17 protein-coding genes and 1 tRNA gene are annotated in these 22,785 nt (G+C 54.5%); 13 read left to right on the top strand and 5 right to left on the bottom strand.

All coding sequences use genetic code 11. The features are described from left to right. Positions 1–101 precede the first annotated feature (101 nt). From AL01_RS04970 to AL01_RS04955, 4 genes are all read left to right on the top strand, one after another. Positions 102–881 carry a pseudouridine synthase gene (locus AL01_RS04970; protein ID WP_077396372.1) on the top strand — a complete coding sequence of 260 codons (780 nt, stop codon included), beginning with the start codon at positions 102–104 and terminating at the stop codon, positions 879–881. A 4-nt stretch (positions 882–885) separates the two neighbouring features. Further along, positions 886–1,533: an RsmD family RNA methyltransferase gene (locus AL01_RS04965; RefSeq protein ID WP_077396371.1), complete on the top strand. Its 648-nt coding sequence runs from the start codon at positions 886–888 to the stop codon at positions 1,531–1,533. A 97-nt stretch (positions 1,534–1,630) separates the two neighbouring features. Continuing rightward, complete coding sequence (locus AL01_RS04960) at positions 1,631–4,672, top strand: DNA translocase FtsK (RefSeq protein ID WP_241502708.1); 3,042 nt, start codon at positions 1,631–1,633, stop codon at positions 4,670–4,672. 3 nt (positions 4,673–4,675) lie between these two features. After that, complete coding sequence (locus AL01_RS04955; RefSeq protein WP_077396370.1) at positions 4,676–5,449, top strand: RluA family pseudouridine synthase; 774 nt, start codon at positions 4,676–4,678, stop codon at positions 5,447–5,449. Between the two features lie 6 nt (positions 5,450–5,455). Here AL01_RS04955 and AL01_RS04950 read toward each other — a convergent pair whose 3' ends face one another. The 3 genes from AL01_RS04950 to AL01_RS04940 form a co-directional block, all read right to left on the bottom strand. Further along, positions 5,456–7,066 (bottom strand): NAD(P)/FAD-dependent oxidoreductase, encoded by a 1,611-nt coding sequence (locus AL01_RS04950; RefSeq protein ID WP_077396369.1) that lies wholly within the window; start codon positions 7,064–7,066, stop codon positions 5,456–5,458. A gap of 235 nt (positions 7,067–7,301) precedes the next feature. After that, positions 7,302–8,573 (bottom strand): 5-demethoxyubiquinol-8 5-hydroxylase UbiM, encoded by a 1,272-nt coding sequence (ubiM, locus tag AL01_RS04945; RefSeq protein WP_077396368.1) that lies wholly within the window; start codon positions 8,571–8,573, stop codon positions 7,302–7,304. Between the two features lie 86 nt (positions 8,574–8,659). After that, positions 8,660–9,283 carry a nitroreductase family protein gene (locus AL01_RS04940; protein WP_077396367.1) on the bottom strand — a complete coding sequence of 208 codons (624 nt, stop codon included), beginning with the start codon at positions 9,281–9,283 and terminating at the stop codon, positions 8,660–8,662. 111 nt (positions 9,284–9,394) lie between these two features. On the opposite strand from AL01_RS04940, the gene hisB reads away from it, so the two are divergent. From hisB to AL01_RS04905, 7 genes are all read left to right on the top strand, one after another. After that, on the top strand, positions 9,395–9,997 hold the full coding sequence (gene hisB, locus AL01_RS04935; RefSeq protein WP_077396366.1) for an imidazoleglycerol-phosphate dehydratase HisB: 603 nt from the start codon (positions 9,395–9,397) through the stop codon (positions 9,995–9,997). Positions 9,998–10,079: 82 nt separating this feature from the next. Beyond that, positions 10,080–10,721, top strand: a complete 642-nt coding sequence (gene hisH / locus AL01_RS04930) for an imidazole glycerol phosphate synthase subunit HisH (RefSeq protein WP_077396365.1) — start codon at positions 10,080–10,082, stop codon at positions 10,719–10,721. Between the two features lie 23 nt (positions 10,722–10,744). Continuing rightward, complete coding sequence (gene hisA / locus AL01_RS04925) at positions 10,745–12,109, top strand: 1-(5-phosphoribosyl)-5-[(5-phosphoribosylamino)methylideneamino]imidazole-4-carboxamide isomerase (RefSeq protein WP_077396632.1); 1,365 nt, start codon at positions 10,745–10,747, stop codon at positions 12,107–12,109. After that, complete coding sequence (gene hisF / locus AL01_RS04920) at positions 12,103–12,864, top strand: imidazole glycerol phosphate synthase subunit HisF (protein ID WP_077396364.1); 762 nt, start codon at positions 12,103–12,105, stop codon at positions 12,862–12,864. Before hisA ends, hisF begins: the two co-directional genes overlap by 7 nt. 31 nt (positions 12,865–12,895) lie before the next feature. Further along, complete coding sequence (locus tag AL01_RS04915; protein ID WP_077396363.1) at positions 12,896–13,255, top strand: phosphoribosyl-ATP diphosphatase; 360 nt, start codon at positions 12,896–12,898, stop codon at positions 13,253–13,255. A gap of 91 nt (positions 13,256–13,346) precedes the next feature. Next, positions 13,347–13,727, top strand: coding sequence for an HIT domain-containing protein (locus AL01_RS04910; protein WP_077396362.1), 381 nt, complete (start codon positions 13,347–13,349; stop codon positions 13,725–13,727). Positions 13,728–13,839: 112 nt separating this feature from the next. Further along, positions 13,840–13,915 (top strand) — tRNA-Glu (locus AL01_RS04905). Between the two features lie 129 nt (positions 13,916–14,044). Here AL01_RS04905 and AL01_RS04900 read toward each other — a convergent pair. Further along, complete coding sequence (locus tag AL01_RS04900) at positions 14,045–15,682, bottom strand: alpha-keto acid decarboxylase family protein (RefSeq protein WP_077396361.1); 1,638 nt, start codon at positions 15,680–15,682, stop codon at positions 14,045–14,047. A gap of 70 nt (positions 15,683–15,752) precedes the next feature. Between AL01_RS04900 and AL01_RS04895 the strand changes: the two genes are divergently transcribed. Next, entirely contained in the window at positions 15,753–16,682 is a 930-nt protein-coding gene (locus AL01_RS04895; protein WP_077396360.1) for a LysR substrate-binding domain-containing protein, read from the top strand. 22 nt (positions 16,683–16,704) lie between these two features. On the opposite strand, the gene AL01_RS04890 is transcribed toward AL01_RS04895, so the two are convergent. Further along, entirely contained in the window at positions 16,705–17,295 is a 591-nt protein-coding gene (locus AL01_RS04890; RefSeq protein WP_077396359.1) for a cysteine hydrolase family protein, read from the bottom strand. 440 nt (positions 17,296–17,735) lie between these two features. Between AL01_RS04890 and AL01_RS04885 the strand changes: the two genes are divergently transcribed. After that, on the top strand, positions 17,736–22,785 hold a 5,050-nt coding region (locus AL01_RS04885; protein ID WP_143280698.1), incomplete at its 3' end, for a beta strand repeat-containing protein.

Genomic DNA, 22,785 nt, shown 5'->3' with positions numbered 1-22,785 from the left:
ACCCCTAAAACTGGAAATGGACCACAAATCCTTCCTCGACTGCTTTATAGAGCCGTAAATGGATTGCCAAGGAAAGGCAGGACGCTGTATGTCCGCAGATTATGAAAGATGTTGCATCCTCCTCTCCCGATACACAGCGTGGTGAACGCATTGCCAAGGCTCTAGCCCGCCGTGGGGTTGCCAGTCGCCGTGATATCGAACGGATGATCGCAGAAGGCCGCATCACCCTCGGGGGTAGCCCGGTAACTCACCCGGCCACCTTCATACAACCGGGTGATATTGTCTGCGTAGACGGCAAACCCGTGGACCCGCCACAGCGCACCCGCCTCTGGCGTTATCACAAGCCAGCTGGCTTAGTCACGACCCATCACGACCCAGAAGAACGCCGTACAGTTTTCGACTCCCTGCCCGCCGCCATGCCTCGGGTCGTCAGTGTCGGCAGGTTGGATCTAAACTCCGAAGGGCTGCTGCTGCTGACTAATGATGGCAGTCTGGCCCGTGAACTGGAACTACCCTCCCGCCAGTGGATTCGCCGCTATCGTGTCCGTGTCTTCGGCCTCGTGGATGAAAAGAGGCTGAAAGCCCTTGCGAAGGGCTGCGTTCTGGACGGCGTCCAATATGGCCCCATCGAGGCAACCCTGGACTCTTCCAAAGGTGACAACTCCTGGCTGACAGTCAGCTTGCGGGAAGGCAAAAACCGAGAAATCCGCAAGGTCATGATGGGGATGAACCTGCATGTCAGCCGTCTCATCCGCCTATCCTACGGGCCTTTCAGCCTCGGCACTCTCAAGCCTCATGAGCTGGAAGAGGTATCCTACAAGACCCTGCTGGAGCAGATTCCGGGACTAAAATCCGGCAAAACAAGCAAGGCACGGTCGTAACACTATGAGGATCATTGCCGGTACAGCCCGTAACCGCCGCCTACAGGTTCCCGCCGGGATGACCACCCGCCCTACAGCGCAGCGTGCCCGCCAAACCCTGTTCGATATGCTCATGCATGCACCGTGGTTTGGCCGGGATGAGCTGGAACATGCCGTAGTGCTGGATGCCTTCGCCGGTACGGGGGCCCTAGGGCTGGAGGCTCTCTCCCGTGGGGCAAAATTTGCCACTTTTATGGAGGGAAGCCGCCCTGGCATTGCTGCTCTCCAGACTAACCTACGCAGCTGCGGTATGGCAGACCGTGCCCGCCTACGCCATTGTGACGTGACACACCCCCCCAAAGCGCCACAGCCCCATACGCTCATTTTCCTCGATCCCCCCTACCATAAGGGCTTGGTGCAAAAGGGGCTGCGTGCCCTATGGCGAACCGGCTGGGTGGCTGATGGTGCCCTAATTGTTGCAGAAACGGAAACCACCCCTCTGCAAAATGACGCCAAAGAACCGGAAGAACCCTTCCAGCCTTTCCATGCCCACCTTCTGCCCAGTCTCTTGGCAGAACCGCCAGAACTACTGGCCCAGCGCAGTTTCGGTGCTGCTACGCTTCATATTTGGCGGCATGATGTCAGTGTCAAAGGACATCGTCCCACTCTCTGATCACGGCAGGCGGGTGGTTCTGCTTTCCAGAATCAAACCGAACAGGCTATATTACGGGCCGATCCCGCCTTCCTGACCAGCCAGAGGACCTGCCCCTGTGCTTTCCCGCTTTCGCCTTCCTGCCAAGCTGCGCTCTATCCTGCCTGCCACACGACGTAGCCCTTCTGGTGCTGTCGATCCGTTCCTCGGGCACGACATGGCAGAGGGTGAAGGGGATATTCCCACATGGCATGATTCCCCTATCTCCCGCATTCTCTCTGCCAGAATGATGGAGATACTGGCGATCATCCTCCTCATCATGGCACTGGCGATTGCCGCTTCTCTCTTCAGTTTCAACCCTCATGACCCGTCCTTCAATACCGCCACGGGAACCGAACCAACCAACCTACTCGGACGCTTCGGGGCCACCATTGCCGATGGGTTGATGCAGCTACTTGGTCTGGCAGGGATCATACCCGTTCTTGTTCTACTGGCGTGGACGTGGCAGCTTCTGCGCCATCATCACTTGAGCCTACCTCTGCTGCGCCTCGTAGCGGCGACATTATTCTGCCCCGCAGCGGCCATGACGATTGGCCTCTTACAGCTAACAGTGCCCGGACTAGGTGTTGCTTGGCCCACCAATAGCGGACTGGGGGGGGAAAGCGGCGTTTTCTTTGCCCAAAAACTTCTCAATCTCGTTTCGGGCGAAACAGGCAGCATGGGCGGCATGTTCTCCATTGCGCTCAGCCTCTTTTTTCTGGCTGTGCTGTGCCCTATGTCCATGGGTCTACGGGGGCAGGAGTGGCGTTCCGTAGGGCGTGGACTCAGTGCCCTGATCCGCCTCCCCCTACGGGCCTTGCTCCGCTCCCGTGGGGCACCACCTGAAATGGAACGTCAGGTCGCCTACCCTTCCGGTGCTGGTGGGCCGATCCGCCACGGACGTCCAGCCATGGGGAGCGGACCGCTTCCATCTGGTTTCATCATGCGCAATCTCAGCCGTCAGGCCGATCAGCCCGCATCACCAGCCACCGGCAGCACGCCTTGGTCTCCCATGCAGCAGGGAGCCGCCCCCTGGCAGAAACCCTCCTCCGCCCAACCTCAGCCACCCGCCCGACCTGAGCCAGCCCCCCTTCAGGAAGAGACATCCCATGTCACCCCTCCCGAAGAAGAAGCCGACAACCCCTATGCCCGGATGCTGGCCCATATCCGCCATGACCCCGGACGGACCAGTACAGCCCAACGCCGCCATGCTGAAGAAAATTATGAAGAACTCTCCAGCGTTCCTCTGTCGGTACCCCCTCAGGAAGTTTCAGGCCCAGCACAACAGCCCGGCTTTCTGAAACGTTTCATAGCGGCTACCAGCCCCAGTGCAGCCCCCATGCCGGAGGCATCCGGCACCATAAGCGAAGCGGTACCCGGTAGCATTCCCCCAGTTACTCCGGTCGCCTCAGCCGCCCCAGTTACGACAGAGCATTCCACCGGCATGGGCGGGATTGTCTCCCCCCATGAGGCCACCACACATACGGGCGGGGTTCCCATACCGCCACGGCCCGTCCCACCGCCACCCGGTATTGCTCAAGGGCCATTGCCCGGCATGGCCACTCCATCCACATGGCTGCCCCCATCCATCAGCCTGCTCAATCCTCTGCCAGACCAAAGCGAAACTGGCCCTTCCGAAGAAGCTCTTCAGGCCAACGCCCAAATGCTGGAAAAGGTATTGGATGATTACGGCGTACAGGGCACCATCACCGATTATCGGGCTGGGCCTGTCGTCACCCTTTATGAGCTGGAACCCGCCCCCGGTGTGCGTTCTTCCCGCGTGATCGGCCTAGCCGATGATATCGCCCGTACTCTTGCCGTGCTGAGTGTCCGCATCGCCACAGTACCAGGTCGCAATGTCATCGGTATTGAAGTCCCTAACAAAACTCGTGAAACAGTCTATTTCCCCGAACTTCTGCTCTCTCCAGCGTGGAAGGAAAACCGCAGTAAACTGCCTCTAGCACTGGGTAAAGATATTGCCGGGGAACCCATCATGGCAGACCTTGCCCGGATGCCACATCTGCTCGTAGCGGGAACGACTGGATCGGGTAAATCGGTTGGGATCAACGCCATGATCCTATCCCTGCTCTACCGGCTTAGCCCAGAAGATTGCCGGCTCATCATGATTGATCCGAAGATTCTGGAACTCTCTATCTATGATGGCATTCCGCACCTGATGACCCCGGTGGTGACCGAGCCACCTAAGGCTGTCAGTGCCCTAAAATGGGCAGTGCAGGAAATGGACCGCCGCTATCGCCTGATGGCCGATCATGGTGTGCGCAATATCAGCAGCTACAATGACCGGATACGTCACCTCAAGACATCTGGTGAAACCCCGACCCGCCGCATTCAGACCGGCTACGACCCAGAGACAGGACGCCCCGTTTTTGACGAACACCGCCTGCCGCTGGAACATCTCCCCTATATCGTCATCGTCATTGACGAAATGGCCGACCTGATGATGGTCGCCGGTAAGGAAATTGAGGCTTCTGTGCTTCGTCTGGCCCAGAAGGCCCGTGCCGCTGGCGTGCATGTCATCATGGCCACGCAGCGTCCTTCCGTTGATGTCATTACCGGAACCATCAAGGCGAACTTCCCGACCCGCATCTCCTTTCAGGTCACCAACAAATATGACAGTCGCACCATTCTGGGTGAACAAGGTGCAGAGCAACTCCTTGGCCGAGGTGATATGCTCTTCATGCAGGGTGGTGCCCGCATCACTCGTGTGCATGGCCCCTTCATCAGCGATGAAGAGGTCGAAGCAGTGGTGAATGACCTACGTTCTAAGGGAGCACCCGTCTATAATACCGAAGTTCTCGCTGATGAGCCGGAAGAAGAAACATCTTCCAGCAGTAAGAGCAGTGGCAAAGGTGCAGATGAGGATCAAGACAGCGCCCTTTACGAACAAGCGACAGAGCTTGTCATCCGGGCCCAGAGGGCTTCAACCAGCTTTGTGCAACGTCACCTTCGCATAGGCTATAACCGGGCTGCCAACATCATCGACCAAATGGAACGGGAAGGCATCATCAGTGCCGCCAACCATGTCGGGAAACGTGACGTTCTTGCGACCAAGGCCTCTCTAGGGTTGGACCGGAACGATCATGATGATGACGAGGACTGACCTATGGCTGCTCCTCCCCTTTTCCTCCCCGGCAAAGAACTTCCTATCCTCTGGGAGGATCGGCATTTTGTCGTCATCAACAAACCTGCCGGACTTGCTGCCCACCCCGGCCCCAAAACGCAAGATAGTGTCGAAACCCGCTTCGTGCCCCAGAAACGAGGTGGGCCTTGGTTGGTCCATCGGCTGGATACCGACACAGCTGGCTGTCTGCTCATAGCCCGCCGTAAATCTGCCCTCGTTGCGGCACAACAGGCCTTTGCCGAACATAAGACCGTCAAACGATACTGGGCTCTCGTTGAAGGACGCCCAACCGAGGAGAAAGGGACACTCACCACCCTGCTACGGCGTGTTTCCTCCGCCCAGCAGGGATGGAAAATGGTCTCCGAAGCCGTACCGCAAACGGCTTCGACCAAAAAGGCAGCATCCCCGCAAGACAAACATAGCAAACCAGCCCAAACCTCATGGCGTATTCTGGCAAGCAATGGAGCATCCAGCCTATTGGAACTAACCCTCCATACAGGGCGGACCCATCAGGCCCGTGTCCATTGCGCCATGCTAGGAACACCCATCTACGGCGACCAGCTCTATGGTAATCCCCGCAAAATCGGCAAACTCCGCCTACTGGCCCGCTCTTTGGAAGTGCCTGTCAGACTGGCTCCAGTGGAGACAAGCAAAGCGGCTGAACACAATGCAAAACCATACTACATACGGGCCGTAGCAGGAGATGTGGAATTGGAACGGTTCCTCCAATCCCACACTATCACGACAAACTCGTAACGCCTCTTACGCTGGACGGAACAATTCTGCCTCCAGCAGGTCAGGATTGTCCTTGTACCGCTCAGGGTCTGTCTGTTCTGTGATAGCGAAATAGGCTCCTCTTTTTATGAAGTCCATATAATTACGCCCTGCTTTCAGATAATACTGAACGCACAAGATCAAATTGTGGTTCTTCCTAAGGATAGAAAGAGCCTTCTCTTTCTCATGGAAGGGAATATTTGTTTCTGGAACAAACGCATGGAATGTTTCTGGTTTCAAGAGCATATAATCATAGCCCTTCACACCATTATTCTTGAACTCATCTGAGGCAAGAAAACTAACTGTTTCACCATAGACAAGACCTGCCCCAATGAGTCGCTCCATGACATCATTCCGGAAGGATGAATCCTCCTCCATAAACATGGATTGAAGAGCATTGGACATAATATGCACCATGAATGGCGCATACATCGTTATATCAACGTTATATTTTGAGCAAATGTAGTACCAGCTATCTTTCCGGGGATAGAAATTGGAAAATGTAATTCCAAAGCCTATCATTATGTTCTTAATGAACCCATTAGCCTCTGGCAGACGTTCGCTGATGCTTTCCCCGCTCCGTTCCGCAGCAATCAGCTCCGTCAGAATGGTATTTTGCATCCCGATCAGGTCAAATCCGTTGGAATAATAAGGGTCCCAGATACCGTAGGCATCCCCTATCAAGGCCCAGCGGTTCTGATCCACCCAGTACTCGCACTCACTGGCGAACCGTCTCAATACCTTGAAGTCAAGAATCGGGAATTTCTTTTCTTCAAGATAATTGATCAGGACATTAACATTCTCCCGCAACCAGGCAGTTGTCTTTTCCCACGTTGCAAAATCTTGAAAATCATACATGTCTTCATCGAAGACAATACCAACACTCGTCTTATCCTCGGAAAGGCGCAGGATCCATATCCAGTACCCGACCCCTTCCAGATGGATGGAACTCCATGAGCGTCTATCTGATGTAAACGGACTGTCTTCAGTCCGTGGCAGGAACTCATCTACGTTAACGCCACCGCCTACCCGGAACCAGACTGAAGAATGATTAATGTCGAGTCTATGCGTAATCCCAAATTTACGAGCCAGCAGCTTTTTCATACCGGCAGCATCAACAAGCCATGCCGCCCGCAATGATACAGGGCTATTATCGGCACGGTTCAGGACATGGATTTTCTTTTCGTCCCCATCCTCTTCGAAGTCGATATATTTATGGTTGAGATAAAAATCCACATCATCTTTTACGAGACCATATAGATCATTCTCCAATTTCCCACGCTCGAAATGAAACGAAGTCGTTGGGAACGGACTATTAATTCCCATCTCCTGATAGGAAGTATCGTTAATTTTGAAAAAACGCATCCCCATTTTGCGAGGGTAACGCTCCTTCATAAACTCCTTAAGACCGAGCATCTGATCGAAATAGATAGCGGCCAATTCGTTAAACGATTCACCAACTTTATTTGAGATGTCATCACCGGGAAATGAAGAATCATGCACAATGGCAATATGAAGATCTTTTTTCTTTTTCTTTAATTGATAGGCCAGTGTTAGTCCGGCAAAACCAGCACCAATAATGACGACATCATATGTCATAATGCACCCTATACATGGCTCACGATGTGACTATCAGCTTCTACAAGCTGGCAAAAAGATATAGCGAGCCATTTCAGTAGAATGGAGATTACCCGACACCTCTCGGGAAAAGGCATCTTTCCACACCGAAATCACCCTTGCGACCACTATCACAGCAAAAAGCCACTACAGGCAAGCGGTTTTAGAAACAAAAACTAAACCTTTAACTAACCTCTCATTAATAAAGAAAAGAGGACTACACAGGGTCCATCAACATCCGTGTGACGGCCTTTTTAAACGGGGCCAGACGGTTGGCCAGCATCAATCCAGCCCGACGGGCAAGCGGAAACGGACCATCATCACGGGTATAGGCCACAGCAATCGCATTGGTCGCTGTAAAGAGTGGGAAGGTCGCCCGGCGATGCCGCCGCTCGAAGCGCTGGAGGGACATCGCATCCCCCGGGTCGCCCGGTCCTGCGCTCAGTTCCTGCACCAATGTCTCCTGCCCACGGATACCAAAATTAAAACCATGCGCCGTTATCGGGTGCATCCCCACTGCAGCATCACCGATCAGAGCCACACGAGGCGCATGGAAACGATGAGCATACACGGCTTTGAGAGGATAAGTGATACGATCGCTCATGACACGAAGCAGACCAAGCCGCTCATCCGTGCGGCGGGTGATCTCGGCGTTGAAGTCATCATCTTCTGCTACACGCAGGCGAGCAATATCATCTGGCGGCAGGGTAAGCACTAAGGAGGACATATCCCCTATCCCCCCATCAGAAGCTACCGGCAGAAGAGCAATGGTCTGGCGTTCATCAAACCATTGCAGGGCGGTGTTATCATGCGGAGTGAGGTGCCTCATCCGGCAGACAAGAATGCTCATGCCGAAATCATGCACGATGGACCCAATTCCGGCCATCTCCCGTATCCGAGAGAAACGACCATCCGCCCCGACAAGCAGCCGGGCCTGCATTGTCCGTCCGTCCGAGAGCTGCACCTGCACATCATTCCTGCTGGCCTGATACCCCGTTACGCCCGTCTGGCAGAACAGGGTAATGCCCTCCGTCCGACTCACAACCCGGTAAAGAGCCTGTCGGATAAGATGATTAGCAACTAGATATCCCAGCGGCTCCCCTTCTGGCGCATCAGCAGAGGATGCTTCCTTTCCTGAACCGCCCGGCGCATGAAAGATCAGGGGCGGACCACCAAGACGGCCACTCTCCACTCGGGCTACATCCAGAGGGCACACAGCTTCAGCCGGGATTTCATCCCATACGCCATGCTGCTTCAACCACTGTACCGTGTGATGGGTCAAGGCGATTTCCCGCCCATCAAAAGCGGGAGCTTCCAGCACGTTGCGGGGAGCTTTCTCCACCACACTCACCTGCCAGCCCTCTCGGGCGAAAGACAGAGCCGCCGCCAGGCCAGCAGGGCCACCCCCGGCAATCACAATATCACTGCACACACAATCCGCCTGATGCGACCCTGCCTGATGAACGTCACCGTGCTGTGGCTGTTTCATGATGCGGCCCTGCCTTCCTCAACTCATACGTTCATCGCTTTAACGCAACCGGCCCCCCCCGGCAACCAGCCACCTCGGACGGAAGACTAACGCTCCTTCCGCCTGTCATCAGCACCAAAAGCAATAGGGCTTTGGCCATCCCAGAACGCCATGTAATCCCCAATATCCGGGCGAGTGTGGCAGCGGTCAGACTTCTCCGGCGTACCCACCAGCAAGAACCCCGCAAGCCGATGCGGTGCCTCCAACCCCAGTTGGCTGAGCAACGACCGGTCCTCACAAAAAGCACCGCTGATCCAAACGCCGCCAAACCCCTCCATATGCAGGGCATTAAGAACATTCATAGTACCCGCCGCCACGGCCATTTCCTGCTCCATGACAGGCACCTTATGGTCCGGCCGGAGATGCATACCCAGCGCAATGATCATTGGCGTCTCTGAGAAACGCTTACGCCGTTTCTCTCGTTTTTTCTCTGGAGCCTCCGGCTCCTGTCGTGCCACGGCCGCTACCACATGTTCGGCAAAAGTCGGGCGAGCCTCCCCCGTGATCACCACATACCGCCACGGGCAGAGATGCCCATGATCGGGCGCACGCAGGCCAGCAGAAAGAATACGGGCCAACACATCCCCATGCGGGGCTGGAGCGACAAGATCGCCCGTTGAGGACCGGTCCAGCAACACGTTAAGCGGTGAAACGGATGAAGCTTGCGCCATGTTGACGCCCCTCCTGAAAATCTTGTCATGGTCAATTAACTAGGCAGTCTCACCCACACGGTCACAATAAGCAAGTTTGGAAAGCAGCGCATATTGGTATAGCAGAAAGACATGACCACTCAGATATCACGCACCGCTACACTGAATCGCCAAACAGGCGAAACCGACATCACCCTTTCCCTCGCCATTGATGGGCACGGGAAAAGCAACATTCAGACAGGCATTGGTTTCTTCGACCACATGCTGGATGCTCTAGCCCGACATGGTGGGCTGGACTTGGATATCCAAGTCAAAGGCGACCTGCATATTGATGACCATCATACTATTGAGGATGTGGGAATCACACTGGGCGAAGCCCTCTACCGAGCCATTGGCGACAAACGGGGAATCGAACGTTTCGGTTCTGCTCTGGTCCCGCTGGATGAAGCCCTCTGCGAAGCAGTCGTAGATATTTCAGGCCGTCCTTTCCTTGCATGGAATATTTCTTTCCCCCGTGAGATGATCGGCAACATGGCTACGGAGATGGTAGAAGAATTCTTCCGCGCTCTCTGCATGTCCGCCCGCATCACCGTGCATATGAACTGCCGCGCCGGGACTAACGCCCATCATATTGCTGAAAGTGCCTTCAAATCTTTCGCTCGTGCCCTGCGTATGGCCCTTTCCTGCGACCCACGCAGTGCAGGGCGGATTCCTTCCACCAAAGGGGTGCTATAAAGCACCCTCACGATTTTTTCTTGATTTGTCTTCCCCTCCTGCATGAAACAGGACCGGGCAGCTTGCGGTATGGAGAGAGTTTATGCGTGTTGTCGTAATCGACTACAATGGCGGCAACCTGGCCTCTGCCGCACAGGCAACCCAACGGGCAGCAACCCTGCGGGGGCTAGATGCTGATGTCATCATCTCCCGTAATGAGACTGACATCCTCTCGGCTGACCGGCTAATTCTTCCCGGGCAGGGAGCTTTTGCCGATTGTGCCAAAGGACTGGATGAAGGCGACCTCCGCCCTCTTCTGGAAAAAGCCACAGCGGAAGGCACGCCCTTCCTTGGTATCTGCGTGGGGATGCAGCTCATGGCACAATACGGGCTGGAGCATGGCCGCACGGAAGGGCTGGGCTGGATCGGGGGCCATATTGCCCCTATGGATGATAGTTCCCGGCAAGGCCTTCGGCTCCCCCATATGGGCTGGAACACGCTGTCCTTCACCCCCGGGGCTCACCCGCTAACAGAGGGGCTAGAGCCGGGAAACCACGGTTATTTTGTCCACTCCTATGCGCTAGTTGATGCCCCTGCGGATGAAACCATTGCCACGGCAGATTATGGCATGACGGTTCCTGCCATCGTGGCGAAGGGCAGCCGATGCGGCACACAGTTTCACGTGGAAAAAAGTCAGGATGTGGGGCTAACCATCCTTGGCAACTTCCTGACATGGCAGCCCTAACGGATACGGATACAGACCCGGCCATGATCCACCGCCCTAGAAGCTACCGTGCTGAACGGCTAGGCCAGACCATCAGTGGGGATGATCTGGAAAGCCTGCTGGAAAGTACCGTAGCGGCCATCCTGGCAGAAGGCGTATTCGACTGGCACACACCGCCTGAGAGCAACGTCCTACGGAGTTTCTTGCAGGGTCTGTTACTCGTGCCGGAACGTGATGTCTTCATTGTCCGAGCACCAGATGACAGCATCTGCGGGGCGGCCGTTCTCGCCCATGCCACCACCCGTTCCGAGACATACAGCACCAGTGCCACCATAACGGCCTTCTTCATCGTTCCCTACGAGCGAGGAAAAGGGCTGGGCAATCTGCTCATGGAGGCTATTATCAGCCGAGCACAGGCTATTGGCGCCAAGGTGCTGGACTGCCGTGTGCGTGAAACATTGCCTGACGCAGCAGCCCTTCTTACCTCACTTGGCTTCACCCACTGGGGCACTCACCCCTATTTTGCACGAATCGGAGACCGGACAGTGCGCGGATTATTCTTCTCAAAACTCCTCGTCCCTGAAGAAAAAGCCATGCAGTGGCAGCCTGCCGATACTCCCCTCTCCACCCCTCATCATACCTCCGAACGGGATACCCTCACTCGGAAACCGCTGACCCTTTATCCAGCCATCGACCTCAAAGGCGGGGCTTGCGTGCGGCTACGACAGGGGGAAATGAGTGAAGCTACTCATTATTCCGACAACCCACCTGCTCAAGCCAAACTGTTTGAGGAAGCAGGATGTCGTCACCTCCATATCGTTGACTTAGACGGAGCCTTTGCGGGTCAGTCCGCCAATGTGAAGGCTGTAGAAGGCATCATCGCCAACACCTCCCTCCCCATCCAGCTTGGGGGTGGCCTACGGGACATGAAGACTATCGAACGCTGGTTGGAAGCTGGCGTAAGCCGCGTCATTCTCGGCTCAGCCGCTGTGAAGGACCCCGGCCTTGTCCGGCAAGCTGCCCATGCATGGCCGGGCCGTGTGATCGCTGGAATTGACGCCCGGCAGGGCCGTGTCGCCACTGAAGGTTGGGCTGAAGTCTCCGAACTAACCGCAACCGATCTCGCCCGCCGGATGGAAGATGCCGGTGTAGCAGGCATCATCTTTACCGAGATCACCCGTGACGGGATGCTAGAAGGGCTGGATATTGACCAAACAGTCGCACTAGCCCGCCATGTGTCTATTCCTGTCATTGCTAGCGGTGGTGTAGGCACGCTGGAGCATCTCCGTGCCCTGCGTCAGGCAGCAGATAGCACCCCCGGCATCACCGGCGTGATCGTGGGCCGTGCCCTGTATGATGGCCGCATCAACCTGCCTGAAGCCCTGAATATTCTGGAGGGGTCATGCTAAAACTGCGTGTCATCCCCTGCCTTGATGTATGTAACGGACGAGTTGTCAAAGGGGTCAATTTTGTTTCCCTACGGGATGCAGGCGACCCGGTGGAGCAAGCCCGACTCTATGACACCGCTGGAGCGGATGAGCTGACCTTTCTGGACATCACAGCAAGCTCGGATAACCGAGAAACTATCTTTGATGTTGTGGAAAGAACCGCTGCCGAGGTCCGCCTACCTCTCACCGTGGGAGGTGGGGTACGAAGCTGCGCAGACATCCGCAAACTTCTGCTGAGCGGTGCCGATAAATGCGCCATCAACTCTGCTGCCATCCGCACGCCAGAACTCATCAATGAAACGGCAGAACGGTTCGGCAGTCAATGCATTGTGGTGGCTATAGATGCTCGCTCCAATGGCCGTGGCGGGTGGGAAGTTTACGCCAAAGGTGGGCGGGAACCTACCGGACTGGACGCTGTTGCATGGGCTGAGCAAATGGCCGCCCGAGGTGCCGGGGAAATCCTACTCACCAGCATGGACCGTGACGGCACCCGCTCCGGTTTCGACCTTGATCTGCTAAAAACTGTCTGCAACCGTGTCTCCGTGCCTGTCATTGCGTCTGGCGGAGTGGGCGAGCTGTCGCACTTCGTGGAAGGGGCGCAGGCAGGGGCCAGCGGCCTTCTAGCAGCCAGTGTATTCCATTTTGGTCAATTCAAAATTGGCGAGGTCAAGCAAGCCCTGCATGAGGCTCAGCTACCCGTCAGGCTGGGCCGCTAAAGAACGGCATAAACTAAAGACAGGAAAGCTAATGCCTCAGAATAACGCCTCCTCACCTGCAACCCGCAAGGATGTTCTGGAACGGCTCTATCATACGGTCATGGCCCGTAAGGGTGCGTCTCCCTCTGTCAGCCACTCGGCCCGCCTCATGGCCAGAGGGCGGAGCAAAATTGCACAGAAATTCGGCGAGGAAGCCGTAGAATGTGTCATTGAGGCCATCAAGGGGGATCGTAACGGCCTCATCAGCGAAAGTGCGGATGTTCTCTACCACCTGATTGTCATGTGGGTTGATGCGGGCATTGATCCAGCAGATGTCTGGGAAGAGCTGGCACGTCGTGAAGGCACTAGCGGCATTGAGGAAAAGGCATCCCGCCCGAAACCGTCTTTCTAAAAACGGTTCATAGGTGGGTTGTTACCCTCCGCCCTTGACTTCCCCCTACCCCACTCCCCAATCATTAAAGGAACGAGGAGGAACCCATCTTATGCCGACACCCACCCCCGCCTACGATCCCAACAATGTTTTCGCCAAGATCCTGCGGGGAGAAATCCCTGCCGAACGTGTCTGCGACAGCAAACATTCTTTTGCTTTCTACGACATTTCTCCTCTGGCCCCCATCCATGTTCTGGTGATCCCTCGCGGGGCCTATACGGACCTGCACGATTTCCTCTCTCGTGCCAGTGATGAGGAGATTCTGGATTTCTGGAAGCTCGTGGATAAAATTTCTGCCGAGCAATCGCTCATCCCCAGCGGCTTCCGCCTCGTCAGCAATCTTGGCCCCGATGGAGGGCAGGAAGTTCCGCACTTCCATGTGCATCTTCTAGGTGGCCGCCCGCTCGGGCCTGTTCTGCCCTCCAACCGGTAAAAACCAACCCAACTAAAAAAAAGCCTCCTTTCATGGAGGCTTTTTTTACAAAAGACCCGCTTTTCCTCTTGCACTTCTGCAACATTCCCTCTACGAAGGCCTCACGCCTTTAGTCCCGTTCGTCTAGAGGCCTAGGACACCGCCCTCTCACGGCGGCAACACGGGTTCGAATCCCGTACGGGACGCCAGACATTTCATAGAAAATCTGAATCATCTGGCCTAACAGGCATCTCCTGCACATCATCTTACCGTGCTGTTCTCCCCCTTGATGGGCAGACACAAAGTGCACCTGCCCATCCGGTTTTCAGAACGCGATCTTACTGCTTCTCAGCCAGAGCTTCAGCCATGGTGGGAGCATCATAACGGGGTGCGGCAACCTCCAGATAAGTACCCTGACCCGGCCTGACAGCGTCCAACGCCTGACGCAATGCCTTTGGCGTGCTGATGCGCTCGCATTGCCAGTCCTTACCACCGAACCCACGAGCCAGAGCCGTATAGTCCCAGCTGGCAATGTCATTGTAATAACGTTCCCCGTCATCACAAAGCAGACGCTCGATCAAGTAACCCTCATTATTCAGGACAAGAATGAGCGGATGGCAATCAAAGCGGGCAAACTCACCGAGGGCCTGTACCGTCAGCTGATGTGATCCCTCACCGGTCAGCAGGATGATCCGTCTGTGAGGGGCTGCAATGGCCATGCCGAACGCCGCTGGCGTAGCCCAACCAATGGAGCCCCACAGGCTCTGCTCCTCATAATCGACCCCTGCGGGCAGACGGACAAAACCCATGCCCATAGCGACCGTCCCCGTTTCGCTCACGACAATATCCCCGGCACGGAGATGATCCCGTATAGCGGCATAGAAGGTGTGGGTTCTGATCACCCCATCATCCTCTTCATCAGCCTGCCGGGGAGGTAGTTCCGTCCCCAAATAACCAGGGCCAGCAGAACAGGACACGGTATCAGCCAGATCGGCAAGAGCTTCAATCACATCAGCCAGCTCGACAGCATAAAAGGCACTGTTACCAAAGCGCACCTCATGCTCCATGACGCTAATAATGCGTTCCGGGTTCAGCTTCTGGGTGAAAAGTCCGGTATTGAAATCCGTCATTTCAGCACCCAGCGTCAGGACAAGGTCAGCCTGCTCCACAAATTCAGCGACATCTTCCTGCACGAGATGCCCGCCATACATCCCCACAAACCCTTCAGCCTGTTCATCCACCACAGCTTTATCCATGAACATGGTGGCATGGGGCAGGCCGGAACGGCTGAGGAACCGCCTCATCGCCTCCCGGCAGCCAAACCGAGCTGTCAGAATACCCGGCAGGACACAAGGAGACTCGCTGCGCTCCAGCTCGACCATGATGCGCTGTGCCACAATGGCAGCTTGTTTCCCGCTCTGCTCTTCCGGGAGGGGGATGTCACCATCAGGCATGACTACGTCATCATGGGCCGCATCAAACGGGATACCGATATAAATCGGCCGCCGCTCCCGGTGCAGCGTGGCCAGAACACGCTCCAGCTCCTGCACGCAGTTCTGACCGTCCAGAATGGTGCGGGCACAAACAACATGACCGGCAGCATCATAAAAGGCCGTAGTCTGCCCATTACCTAGGGTATGATGCACAAGCCGCTTTTCATCCAAAACGGCCCGCTTGGGCAGACCGACCAGATGGATCACCGGCAGATGCTCCGCATATGCACCGGCAACACCGTTCATAGCACTCAACTCGCCAACGCCATAGGTCGTGTTAAGGGCCGCAATCCCCCGTATGCGGGCATAGCCATCAGCCGCATAAGCGGCATTCAGTTCATTGGAACAGCCAATCCAACGCATGTCCGCCCTAGCCGTAATGGCGTCATTAATCGGAAAGGCATAATCACCCGGGACACCAAAAACATGCTCCACACCAAGCCGAGAAAGCTGATCCAGAAGATAATCGACAACCTTTGCCATCGTCCGCTCCTTTCATCATTAGCACGTCAGTTCGTGCCTCTGAGGAAAGCCTATCCAGCCTATCTTCAATATGATAATATTATATTTCTATATAGAATATAGCCTTTTCCCTATGCCATACCCCCAGCTAACCCTCCGAGAACTTCACTACTTCATGGCCGTTGCCACACAGGGCAGCTTCAGCCGTGCGAGTGATCAGCTGCACATCAGTCAGCCTTCCCTGAGCATGGGCATACGCTCTCTGGAAAACAAACTAGACGTCCGCCTTTTCGAGCGGACTCATAAGACTGTTACCCTCACAGAGAAGGGAAAGACCTTCTTTCTCCATGCTGAGCGTCTGCTAGAGGCCGAGCAGAATCTTCACCGGGCCATGGCGGATGATTCAGGCCCCCTAAAGGGGACGGTCCATTTGGCACTCCCGCCCATACTGGGGGCAATCTATTTCCGTCCCATCATCCGGCAATTTTGCAGCCTTTATCCCGATGTCGTGCTGAACATTGAGGAACATCCCTCCGACAGGCTGGTGACCCAACTTCTCGGCCATCACACGAACATCGCCGCCCTCATAGGGCCTGTCCAGAACAGGCAATTGCGCACCATCCCCTTTGCAGAAGCAGAACTCTGCCTGCTGATGGCCAACTCACACCCGCTCACAGGCCGGGAGAGCTGCTCCTTCACGGACATTCTGGATGAGAAGCTCGTCCTCATGAATGAGAACTTCAAAATAAACCGTTTCATCTCGGAGGCCTTTGCCAGCCATGGGGCTACACCCCATGTTACCGGGCGTACGGGCGACACAACCCTCCTACTGACTATGGTTCAGGCGGGGGTCGGCATCACCATCATTCCGGCAGCCTTCCACAATCCAGCCCAGAATGACGGGCTGTACTGCTGCCCATTGCAGGACCCGACCATCCGCATCACCATTTCACTCGCTGTCCGCCGCAACAGCCCCCTGAACAAAGCCGAAGAAGCCTGGCTGCAAACCAGTACGCCCTAACCCTACCCGGACACAGGCTTCGTCAACCTTCCAAAAAGGCCAGCACGTCACGGGACGACAGGACATTGCCCAGCTTGGGGAAGAATGTTTCCGTCAAAAAGACATGTGCCGTTTCATCACCATCGGCGCAAGCATCATGAATGACTGTAAGGTCATAATCGAGATCAAACGCTTGATTAAATGTCGTCAAAACAACATGTGACGTAGCAACCCCGGCTAGAAAAACCTTCTCAATACCTTTGGCCCGCAGGATCATGTCGAGGTCCGTACTGCCAAAAGCACCAACACGCCGTTTCTGCACAACGGGTTCTTCCGGTTGCGGTGCCATCCTATCGACAAAGGCGATTCCACGGCTGCTAGGATCCGCCATGTTACTATCCCGTATCCACGAGAACATCTTGTTCCGCCCGTTGATTTCCGGATACCCTGGCCGGAAACACACCGCCACATGGATGATAAAACATCCCGCCTTCCGAGCCGCTGCAAGAACAGCTTCAGCCTGCTTTACGACCTGTTCGGCCCTTTCAGGCGGTAGAAAATTTTCCAGAATATAATTCTGAAAATCCATGAAGATGAAAACCGTTCCAGCTTGTCCACGGTTGATAGCAGCCACAGCCCCCTCCCATCAGGGTTAAATATTCCAATAGGTGAGAAACATACATCAAACCGAACATTAAGAAGCAACTGAAGATTGCTACAACCAGACAGGACATTTCATTACATTTTGTTTAAAAAACGGTAAAATAATAATATATTAAATACAATAAAAATTGTAAAAATAAATATAAAATAGTTAATTTTTGTAATTAATTGACTTAATGGACACTCGTTTATTTCTCATCATTCGTAGATAAGTTCATTAATATACAAAATAAATACTAATGCTCAAAAAGTTGATCGGATTTACCTGAGCTACATCTTGATTTCTTTTGATCTTTTTATTAATGAACGGTAAATTAGCGTCTTCAGGCACGATGTCCTCTCTATTCCCTGTCGGCTTCATCATTCGCTCCGGGCGACCGGCAAGCAACGTATGTGAAAGGTGCACCCACAATGACACAACACAACTCTTCATATAAAAAGCCAGCATCTTTCACACAGGCAGGTTCTGATTCAATTCTGGCTTATAAAAGCAGAAACGCTTCACCCCTCAAGCTGTCGGCCCGGATTGCGCTGCTTCTGGCGGGTGTCTCGTCCTTCTCTATCATCAGCGCACCTGCACGCTCGGAGAGCACATCCTCGTCCCAGCAGGGCAGCCTTGTACGGACATTCTCTCCGGCGGCTGGCGTAACAAGCGATCCAATTACAGACCCCATTACAAACGGCGAGAATAATGCCCCTCTTTCCGTAGAGCAGGCAGGTCAGGGGACGACACTTCTTTCCGCCATCAATAGCTATACAGGGGCAACACTCATCAAACAGGGCACTTTGGCCCTCTCTGGTGATGGTAGCATCGCCAGCTCCAGTGGTATTTCTATAGAACAGAATGCTAATTTCGACATAAGTAAAGCCAATTCCGGTGTAACTGTTCAGGATATTTCTGGCGTAGGTAATACCGTCCTCGGGGCCAATGGCCTTACTCTGTCTTCCGCCCAATCCAGCAACCCCTATTCTGGTGTCATTTCTGGCACAGGGGGACTGAACATCACTGGTGGCGTCAAAACCCTCAGCGGACAGAATAGCTACACGGGCGATACAACCGTTGCTCAAAAGGCAGGCCTAGACCTCACCGGCTCCATCGCTGGTAATGTCGCCAATAACGGCACATTCAATGCCACAAACGCCACGCTCAGCAATGCTCTGACCAACAATGGTCAGGCCACGCTCACAGGCAGCAAGGCCGGTGATGTCACCAACGCCGAAGGAGCAACCTTCAACGCCACAGGTGGTTCTCAGGCCTCCGCAGCAAACAGTGGCACCATGACCCTCACCGGTGGAAACACAACAAACAGTCAGATCATCAATAAGGATCAGGGAACCCTGACGCTTGATGGCAGCTCCATTGCCGGGGTTCTGAACAATAGTGGTAAGGCCACCCTTCAGAATAGCTCCTCCGTCACTGGCGTAGTGACCAATAGCGGCGCACTCAATACCTCTAACGCCACGCTCAGCAATACTCTGACCAACAATGGTCAGGCCACGCTCACAGGCAGCAAGGCCGGTGATGTCACCAACGCCGAAGGAGCAACCTTCAATGCCGCAGGAGGCTCTCAGGCCTCCGCAGCAAACAGCGGCACCATGACCCTCACCGGTGGAAACACAACAAACGGTCAGATCATCAATAAGGATCAGGGAACCCTGACGCTTGATGGCAGCTCCATTGCCGGGGTTCTGAACAATAGTGGTAAGGCCACCCTTCAGAATAGCTCCTCCGTCACTGGCGTAGTGACCAATAGCGGCACACTCAATGCCTCTAACACCACACTCGGCAGCGCCCTGAACAATACGGGTACGACCACTCTCACAAACAGCACGACCAATGGTGATGTCACTAACACAAGAAAGGGCGCCCTGACGCTTAGTGGCGGCACCATCGCCGGGATTCTAAACAATAAGGGTACGGCCACCCTTCAGAATAGCTCCTCCGTCACTGGCGTAGTGACCAATAGCGGCACACTCAATGCCTCTAACGCCACGCTCAGCAACGCTCTGAACAACAGTGGTCAGTCAACACTCACAAGCAGCAAGACCGGTGATGTCACTAACGCTGCAGGAGCAACCTTCAACGCTACGGGTGGCTCTCAGGCTTCCGCTACAAACAGTGGCACCATGACCCTCGCCGGTGGAAACACAACAAACGGTGATGTCACAAATACAAGCACGGGAACCCTGAAGCTTGATGGCAGCACCATCAACGGTACCCTCACCCATAACGGCGCAGACCTGACTGTTACCAGCAACAGTGCCAATGCTACCTCCCTTGCTGGAAGCAGCAACGGCACGCTGAATGGCACGCTGACTCTTAACAATGCCCAAAACACCTACAGTGGTATCCTCTCGGGCAATGGTGGCCTGACCGTCAATGGTGGAACGGAAACCCTAACAGGGGCACAGACTTACACCGGCAACACGGCAATCAATAACGGCGCCACTCTTGCACTGGCTGGCAACGGTAATCTTGAAAAAAGCACTATTCTGCTGAACGTTGGTAACGTAACAGGCCAATCAACGCTTGATATTTCCAAAGCTACCCATGAAGTCTCTATTGCCAACATGGGGTGGGGTAATAATAACGCCACTGTCAATCTCGGTGGGAACACACTCAACATCGCCAGTGCCATTGGTTCAAATGGGGCGATCTTTCAGGGCGATGGTGGGACCCTTATCATTTCGGGCACTTCCCAAGCCCTGAATGGTACCATCCGACAGACCCCTGTCGACAGCGAAACAAATTCTGACGGTACGACTAGCGGCGGTACGACCACGAGCAAAGACACCACTAAAGGCGTCAATCTTGTAGCTAACGCCACAGATGTTACCCTAAATGAAGGCAAGAGCTTCAGCTATACGGGTAGCACAACTGTCAACAGTGGTAGCAACCTGCATGTCAACGGTAACAACTACGGCACAAGCAGCGTTGTTGTGCACGATGGCGGCAAGCTGGACGGTACGGGTAATATTGGTTCTACCAGCAGCACAACAACTATTGAACAAAACGGAACCATCACCCCTGGCACGTCCGACCTCCACCGTGGAACGCTGGGCATAGGCGGTAACCTCATCGTCAATGGGACGTCCGACTTCAGCGGGGTTCAGGACAATGGCTCTGGCAAGCTCTCCAATGGCACCGTTTTTGTCGGGAGCGAGACCAACGGCAATCTTACACTGGGCGGAACAGTCAAGGCTGTAGACCTCTCCTTCCAGCAGGGGTCCGGCGTCCAGACGCTCTACCGCTATACACAGCAGCTGACGTTAGACAATCCTACCCTCAAAATGTACCAGACCACAGGTGCTGAGGACCCCAATAATAAAAGCGTCCTCCAGGCGGGTAACCATCAGGTCAATCTGGTTGCGGCCAATACTGGGGACAATCTAACCTTCTGGAATGGCAGCACAACAACTGCCAATAACCAGGTCAATGGCGGTGATGGTACATGGACGCAGGGACAGACGAACTGGACCACATCCAATGGCGACAAGAGTGCAGCATGGCAGCAAAATGCCTATGCCATTTTCGGTCAGGCTTCCGACAGTGCACTCCAACAGAACTCGAAGCACGCCTTTAAGGTAACGGTTGCTGGCAACGTCGATGTTGGTGGCATGCAGTTCAGCCAGACGACCCGCCCGTCCTCCTATTCCGTTATCCCCCAGGATGAAAACAGCTCTATCACGCTGCATGGCACCCGCTATACAGACAAGGATTCTCCGAACCAGCTTAACCATTACTTCTCTGTTACCGACAACACCGGGCAGTCTGGTACGCCGAGTGATGCCGACATCAAACAGTACGAACAGAATAACGGTATCCTAGTCAATAAATCCGGGCTTGTTTCTATAGTCCGTGTGGGGGATGGCACAGGCTATGGTGACACCAATCTGGCTGTCATCAATACATCTATCAAAGATGATCCGAGCAACCCGACAACCCTCGTAAAGACGGATACAGGCACCCTCATCCTGAACGGTACCAACAGCTATACTGGTGGTACAGTCATTACCAATGGTACGCTCGGTATTACCTCTGACGCTAGTCTGGGTGACCAGAAGGGTGCTCTGAATATTAACGGGGGTACGCTGCGGATCGAGCAAGATCAGGTTAGCACCAACGCAAACCGCAACACCATTCTGGGCTCTAACGGTGCCACCATTGACCTCAATGGCTACGAATATAGCAATAATGGGTCAATTGTTGGGCCCAAAGGTGCTAATCTAAAGATTGTCAGCCCGATCCTGGATCGCTCCACCTACGACCAGACAAATAAAACCCCTGCTAACCCTACGCTCACACAGCTCTTCAATACAGCTCAACAGAATGCCGGTATTGCCTTGGGTGGGGAGAAGCCTGTCCTCAATCTCAATGGTAACAATACCTATCTCGGCAATACGGACATTGAGGGTAACCACACGAGCGGGGCGACCAATATTGTCGTCAATGCCAACAGCTCAACACCTTTTGGCTACTCTGATAGCACAACACAGGGCGGAGACCTGAACATCACGGGCGGTGCCACCGTCAATATGAATGGTGGGCAGGATCAGTCTGCCTCCATGGGCAACCGTAATGTCACCGTTGGTGATAATTCCTCCACCTACCCGCAGGACCACAGCGTCCTAAACTTCAATAATAAAAGTGTTGCCGACACGGCCCACATCACAAACAATAGTAACGCCAGCGTTGTCTTCAGAGATTCCAGTTCGGCCTCACAATCCACTATCCAGAATGCCGGAAGCGTCGTCTTTGCAGGTCATGCAACCGCCGATGCTGCTACCATCCAGAATAACAGCGATAGTGCTAATGTTGACATCTCTGGAACAACAAATGGAGTCTCTATCGGCTCCCTGTCTGGCAATGGTAGCGTCTCTCTGGGCAAACAGACACTGACAATCGGGGCCCTCAACAAGAACGATACCCTCTCTGCCACCATACAAGATGGCGGGTCTGGAGGTTCCCTCATCAAAACAGGAACTGGCACCCAGACGCTGACAGGCGCCAACAGCTACACCGGCTCCACCACCGTGCAGAACGGTACGCTTGCTCTGGCCAATAATGGCACCATTGCTTCATCCTCCTTCGTGGATATCAAACAAGGGGCCAATCTGGACCTTAGCCAGTCTTCTAATAATCAGAATCTATCCGACATCCGGGGCGGCGGTAATGTTGCTCTTGGTAGTCATTCCCTCTCTTTAACAACGGCCGATCCCGACCATAGTTATGATGGTATCATCTCCGGGACTGGTGGCCTAACGATCCAGAGCGGAACAAAAACACTTACGAATAAGCAGGCTTATACGGGTGACACAACCGTTGCTCAAAACGGCGGTCTAAACCTTGCGGGGTCTCTCGCTGGGGCACTGGCCAACAGCGGTCAAACCACCCTTCAGGATGGCTCCTCCGTCGCTGGTAATGTCACCAATAAGGATAAGGGAACCCTGACGCTTGATG

Origin of the sequence: Bombella intestini, assembly GCF_002003665.1 — a bacterium.
Lineage (GTDB): Bacteria > Pseudomonadota > Alphaproteobacteria > Acetobacterales > Acetobacteraceae > Bombella > Bombella intestini.
This window is presented reverse-complemented; position numbering and strand designations above follow the sequence as displayed.

Excerpts from the sequence above, each read along its gene's own strand:
- hisH (WP_077396365.1), top strand. The coding sequence starts at position 10,080 with ATGCGTGTTGTCGTAATCGACTACAATGGCGGCAACCTGGCCTCTGCC.
- hisA (WP_077396632.1), top strand. The coding sequence starts at position 10,745 with ATGATCCACCGCCCTAGAAGCTACCGTGCTGAACGGCTAGGCCAGACC.
- hisB (WP_077396366.1), top strand. The coding sequence starts at position 9,395 with ATGACCACTCAGATATCACGCACCGCTACACTGAATCGCCAAACAGGC.
- AL01_RS04940 (WP_077396367.1), bottom strand. The coding sequence starts at position 9,283 with ATGGCGCAAGCTTCATCCGTTTCACCGCTTAACGTGTTGCTGGACCGG.
- AL01_RS04965 (WP_077396371.1), top strand. The coding sequence starts at position 886 with ATGAGGATCATTGCCGGTACAGCCCGTAACCGCCGCCTACAGGTTCCC.
- AL01_RS04970 (WP_077396372.1), top strand. The coding sequence starts at position 102 with ATGAAAGATGTTGCATCCTCCTCTCCCGATACACAGCGTGGTGAACGC.
- ubiM (WP_077396368.1), bottom strand. The coding sequence starts at position 8,573 with ATGAAACAGCCACAGCACGGTGACGTTCATCAGGCAGGGTCGCATCAG.
- hisF (WP_077396364.1), top strand. The coding sequence starts at position 12,103 with ATGCTAAAACTGCGTGTCATCCCCTGCCTTGATGTATGTAACGGACGA.
- AL01_RS04950 (WP_077396369.1), bottom strand. The coding sequence starts at position 7,066 with ATGACATATGATGTCGTCATTATTGGTGCTGGTTTTGCCGGACTAACA.
- AL01_RS04900 (WP_077396361.1), bottom strand. The coding sequence starts at position 15,682 with ATGGCAAAGGTTGTCGATTATCTTCTGGATCAGCTTTCTCGGCTTGGT.
- AL01_RS04915 (WP_077396363.1), top strand. The coding sequence starts at position 12,896 with ATGCCTCAGAATAACGCCTCCTCACCTGCAACCCGCAAGGATGTTCTG.
- AL01_RS04895 (WP_077396360.1), top strand. The coding sequence starts at position 15,753 with ATGATAATATTATATTTCTATATAGAATATAGCCTTTTCCCTATGCCA.
- AL01_RS04910 (WP_077396362.1), top strand. The coding sequence starts at position 13,347 with ATGCCGACACCCACCCCCGCCTACGATCCCAACAATGTTTTCGCCAAG.
- AL01_RS04955 (WP_077396370.1), top strand. The coding sequence starts at position 4,676 with ATGGCTGCTCCTCCCCTTTTCCTCCCCGGCAAAGAACTTCCTATCCTC.